The following is a 4,474-nucleotide window of genomic DNA, read 5'->3' as shown; positions in this document are numbered from 1 at the left end:
GGGTCGGGACACCTCGGGGGCGACTGCACCTGTCGCGCGGCCACGCCGTGACCGCGACCGCCGGTTCGCGCTAGAGCTCGCGCTCCGCGTACGCGGTCATCGCGTCGCGGACGAACTCGGCACCCGCCCGGCCGCCGTAGTTCGCGCCGAAGCGCTCGTCGGCCACGTACATCTCGGCGAGGCCGAGGAAGTACTCCCTGCTCGGGCCGGCACCGCCGCCTCCGGGCGTGCCCGGGATGCCGCGCAGCCACTCGAACTGGCGCTGCGCGAGCGCCTGCGCCTCGTCGCCCGCGGGGTCGACGCCCCGCTCGTGCGCCGCGATCCAGTCACGGCCCAGCTGCGACATCCGCCGCTGCCAGTCGGCCTTCTCGTCGGCGCTCATCGAGCGCCACCACGCGTCGCTCTTCGCATACGCGTCCGCGCCCCAACGCTCTTCGACCTCCTCCTTGTACTGGGTGTGGTCGAAGCCGTCGAACATGTTCTCCGCCATGAGTCGTTCACCTCCCTCCAATGCTCCGATGGTGTGCTCGACCGACGCGATCTGGCGCGCCAGTCGATCCTGTTCGCCGCGGAGCCACTCGAGGTGACTGCGCAGCGCATGGGGGGCGCTCGCGTCGCGGTCAAGCACCTCCGCGATCGCGGGGAGACCGAGCCCGAGCTCCCGCAGCAGCAGGATGCGCTGCAGGCGCACGAGCGCGGCGTCGTCGTAGTGCCGATAGCCGTTCGAGCCGATGCGCGTCGGCGGGAGCAGCCCGATGTCGTCGTAGTGACGCAGGGTGCGGCTCGTCGTGCTGGCGAGCTTCGCGATCTCCTGGATCGACCAGTCCACGGCGGTTCCTCCCTCGTGATCGGGGCGTTCGCGCCCCATGCCTGCAACGGTAAAGGTTGACGCCGCGTCAATGTCAAGCGCCGCAGCATCCGGCATGACTTGCACTGCGGGCAAACGCGATATATCGTGTTCAGAGACAAACACGCGATATATCGCGTCAGAGACTTCGAGGGCGACGGATGCCGCGGCATCCCGCACCTCGCACAGAGAACGCAACCGCGACAGAAGGAGCACGGCATGTCCATCGAGAAGTGGGTCATCAACCCCGGAGAGACCCGGGTCATCGACCTCGAACTGGTTCGCAAGCTCAAGGTCAGCCTCATCGGCGGCAAGGTCGACGTGATCGCCCACGACGAGCCCGGCGCCCGCATCGAGATCTCGAACGTCACCGGCAAGGACCTGAAGGTCGAGATCGACGGCGACTCCCTCGAGATCGACCACCCGCAGCTGCGGTGGGACAACTTCATCGACGTCTTCAAGGGCTGGGCCGGCAACGCGAAGGCCGACGTCTCGATCCTCGCGCCGCGCCACGTCGTCATGAAGCTCGGCATGGTCTCGGGCGACACGCTCGTCTCGGGATTCACGACCGATGCGAAGCTCTCGACCGTGTCGGGCGACCTCGTGCTCGACAACCACGAGGGCGACGTCGAGCTCTCGACCGTCTCGGGTGAGGTCTCGGCGGGCAACCACACCGGCCGCATCACCGCGCACTCGGTGTCGGGCGACGTCGTCGCCACGGGCGACGTGCGCTCCTTCAACGCCGACACGGTCTCGGGCAACATGATCCTCGACGCGTTCGGCACGCCCGACCGGGTCGACACCAACACCGTCGCCGGCAACCTCACGGTGCGCTTCGCCCCCGGATCCGGCGCCCGCTACCGCATCAACACCGTCGGCGGCACGGTGCTCATCGACGACACGACGATCAGGGGCATGCTCGGCAAGGGCTTCGAGCGGGTCACCGGCGAACTCTCGGGCTCCTGGCTCGACCTCGGCGCCAACAGCGTCTCGGGTTCGATCTCCGTCATGCGCCGCGAGACGGCGAGCACGACGGCGGATGCCGCGGGTGCCGGCAGCTCCGACGCGTCGAGCGGTTCGGGGCCGAGCGACGACGAGGCATCCGCATGACCCCGCCCGTCTTCGCCCACGGCAGCCTGCGCCTCTACCTGCTCGCCCTGCTCGACGAACGGCCGCGACACGGCTACGAGCTGATCCAGGCGCTCTCCGACCGATTCGGCGGCACCTACAGCCCGAGCGCCGGCACGATCTATCCCCGGCTCTCGAAGCTCGAGGAGGAGGGCCTCGTCTCGAAGACCACCGACGGCCGCAAGACCGTCTACGAGATCACGGATGCCGGCCGCGCCGAACTCGAGGCCCGCCGCGACGAGCTCGACGGCATCGAGAACGAGGTCACCGACTCGGTGCGCCGCCTCGCCGACGGGGTGCGCGCCGAGGTCAACGACGCGATGCGCTCGCTCCGCGCCGAACTCGCGAGCGCCGCCCGCGAGGCCAAGCGCGCGTCGACGAAGATGCCGGCATCGGCGGCGAACACGGCGAACGGGTCGACGTCGTGGACGGGCGACGCCCGAGCCGAGACGAGCCGAGCGGTGCACGAGGCCGACCTCGTGCTGAGCGAGTTCCGCCAGCAGCTGCGCACCGACCTGCGCACGAGGGCGAGCCGCGGGCGGGTCTCCCCCGAGACGGTCACCCTGCTGCGCGCGCGACTCGCGCAAGTGCGGGCCGACGTGCTCGCGACGCTCGGCGACCACTAGCCCGACCCGCTCGCGAGCCCCCGAACCGGGCGGCGCCTCCCCCGGGGCGCCGCCCTTCCTCGTCGGTGTCGGCGGGCGGTGATGTGATGTCCGCATGCCCTCGATCGAGCTCCACCCCTGGTCCGATGACGACCTCGCCCTGCTGCACCGCGCGAACACGCACGAGCTCATGGACCAGCTCGGCGGCCCCGAAGACGACGAGCAGGTGCTCGCCCGGCACGAGCGCTACCTCCGCATGCGGCGCGAGGGCACGGCCCACCAGTTCCGCATCGTGATCCCCGGCCACCCAGAGGGCGTCGGCATCGTCGGCTACTGGCAGCACGACTGGCACGGCGCTCCCGCCCTCGAGGCCGGCTGGTCGGTCGAGGCCGAGTACCGCGGCCAGGGCATCGCCCCGGCCGCGGTGCTCGCGATGCTCGACGCGGCTCGCGCCGCCGGCGAGGAGCTGCCGGTGCACGCCTACCCGCGGGTCGACAACCCGCCGTCGAACGCCGTCTGCCGCAAGGCGGGGTTCCGGCTGCTCGGCGAGGAGGCGTTCGAGGCGAAGCCCGGCCTCGTGCTGCACACGAACGACTGGGTCGTCGACCTCGCGCCGCCTCAGACGAGCGTGTCCCCGATGTAGCCGCCCTCGGCGCAGCCCGGCGGAATCGCGAACACCGCCGACCCCACGGGCGTCGTCCACTCGTTGAGCAGGTCGAGCTCGTCGAGCCTCCGCTGGATCGGCACGAACTGCCGGTCGACATCCGCCTGGAACGACGCGAACAACAGCCCGGCGTCCGAGACGGAGTCCCCGGTGGGCGCCTCGTCGTAGTTGTAGCCGCGCCGGTAGATGCGCTCCCCGGGCTCGTCGCTCCTCGACCGCCGCAGGTGCGAGAAGTCGGGGATGACCGGAAAGCCCACCGGGCCGAGCGCCGCGAAGTCGGGCTCGTCGTGCTCGCGCTCGCCGGTCAGCGGCGCGCCCGAGGCCAGCGTGCGGCCGATGGATGCCTCGCGTCCGGGCCGATCGACCCGGTCCCACCCGTCGAGGTCCATCGCGATGCGCCGCAGCACCATCGAGGTGCCGCCGGCCATCCACCCGGGCGCGCCTGCCGACCAGACGAGCTCGTCGAAGTCCGCCGTGCCCGGCTTCGGGTTGACGGTGCCGTCGAGCTGGCCGAACAGGTTCCGCATCGTGCGGCCTTCGGGCTCCGAGCCCGCCGCGCGGCGGAAGCCGCGCTGCGTCCAGCGGACGACCCCGAAACTGCGCGCATCCTTCAGGAGCATGCGCGCCGCATGCGAGACCGTCACCGCGTCGTCGGCGCCGATCTGCAGGAGCAGGTCGCCGTCGTTCCAGCGCGGGTCGAGTCGGTCGATGCCGAACGGCGGCAGCGGGCGGAGCCAGCTCGGGGCCTCTGCGCCGGCTCGGGCGACGAGCCCCGGCCCGAAGCCGAACGTGACGGTGAGTCGTGCCGGCACCTCGGCGAGCTCGGGTTCGGTATCGGCGAGGGGCGCGCGCCCCTGCGTCACGCGAGCGGCGTCGTCGCTCAGCACCCGCAGCATGCGGCGAAGCGCCGCCGCGTCGACCTCGGGCAGGAGGTCGAGCGCGATGAAGACCGCGTGCGACTGCGGCGGCGTCTCGATGCCCGCCTGGTGCGAGCCGTGGAAGGGCACGGTCGCCACGCCGACGGCGGTTGCCGCGACGACGCCACCGGCGGCGGCACCCGCACCGGCACCCGCACCCGCGGCATCCGCCCCGTCGACGCCCGCCCGAATCGCGGCGGAGGCGCCGAGCGCGACCGTGGCACCGGCTCCGGCCGCGGGGGGGGCGGCGGGCCCCGGCGGGCGGCGCGCGCGCGCCCGGCCCCCCCGGGGGCCGGGGACGCGGGGGGCGAGG

Annotated in this window: 5 protein-coding genes; 3 read left to right on the top strand and 2 right to left on the bottom strand. The window is 72.2% G+C overall.

The window, feature by feature from the left end:
* Positions 1–70: 70 nt before the first annotated feature.
* Entirely contained in the window at positions 71–829 is a 759-nt protein-coding gene (locus ACFTQE_RS19985) for a MerR family transcriptional regulator (protein ID WP_376926709.1), read from the bottom strand.
* 237 nt (positions 830–1,066) lie between these two features.
* On the opposite strand from ACFTQE_RS19985, the gene ACFTQE_RS19980 reads away from it, so the two are divergent.
* From ACFTQE_RS19980 to ACFTQE_RS19970, 3 genes are all read left to right on the top strand, one after another.
* The gene (locus tag ACFTQE_RS19980; RefSeq protein WP_376926708.1) at positions 1,067–1,957 is read left to right on the top strand and encodes a DUF4097 domain-containing protein; all 891 of its coding nucleotides are present in this window, start codon (positions 1,067–1,069) and stop codon (positions 1,955–1,957) included.
* On the top strand, positions 1,954–2,601 hold the full coding sequence (locus ACFTQE_RS19975) for a PadR family transcriptional regulator (RefSeq protein WP_376926707.1): 648 nt from the start codon (positions 1,954–1,956) through the stop codon (positions 2,599–2,601). The genes ACFTQE_RS19980 and ACFTQE_RS19975 overlap by 4 nt, the downstream gene beginning before the upstream one ends.
* Positions 2,602–2,695: 94 nt before the next feature.
* On the top strand, positions 2,696–3,223 hold the full coding sequence (locus tag ACFTQE_RS19970; RefSeq protein WP_376926706.1) for a GNAT family N-acetyltransferase: 528 nt from the start codon (positions 2,696–2,698) through the stop codon (positions 3,221–3,223).
* Here the strand turns inward: ACFTQE_RS19970 and ACFTQE_RS19965 are convergent.
* The coding region (locus ACFTQE_RS19965) for a Dyp-type peroxidase (RefSeq protein WP_376926705.1) at positions 3,199–4,474 on the bottom strand (1,276 nt) is incomplete at its 5' end. The two genes, ACFTQE_RS19970 and ACFTQE_RS19965, sit on opposite strands and share 25 nt — an antisense overlap.

The sequence above is a fragment of the Agromyces sp. NPDC056965 genome, assembly GCF_042673425.1.
In the GTDB taxonomy this organism is placed as follows: domain Bacteria; phylum Actinomycetota; class Actinomycetes; order Actinomycetales; family Microbacteriaceae; genus Agromyces.
Note: the sequence above shows the minus strand (reverse complement) of the source record. Positions and strands in the feature narration are given on the sequence as shown.

Bases quoted from the DNA above. Each gene is read 5' to 3' on its own strand.
- ACFTQE_RS19980 (WP_376926708.1), top strand. From the start codon at position 1,067: ATGTCCATCGAGAAGTGGGTCATCAACCCCGGAGAGACCCGGGTCATC.
- ACFTQE_RS19975 (WP_376926707.1), top strand. From the start codon at position 1,954: ATGACCCCGCCCGTCTTCGCCCACGGCAGCCTGCGCCTCTACCTGCTC.
- ACFTQE_RS19970 (WP_376926706.1), top strand. From the start codon at position 2,696: ATGCCCTCGATCGAGCTCCACCCCTGGTCCGATGACGACCTCGCCCTG.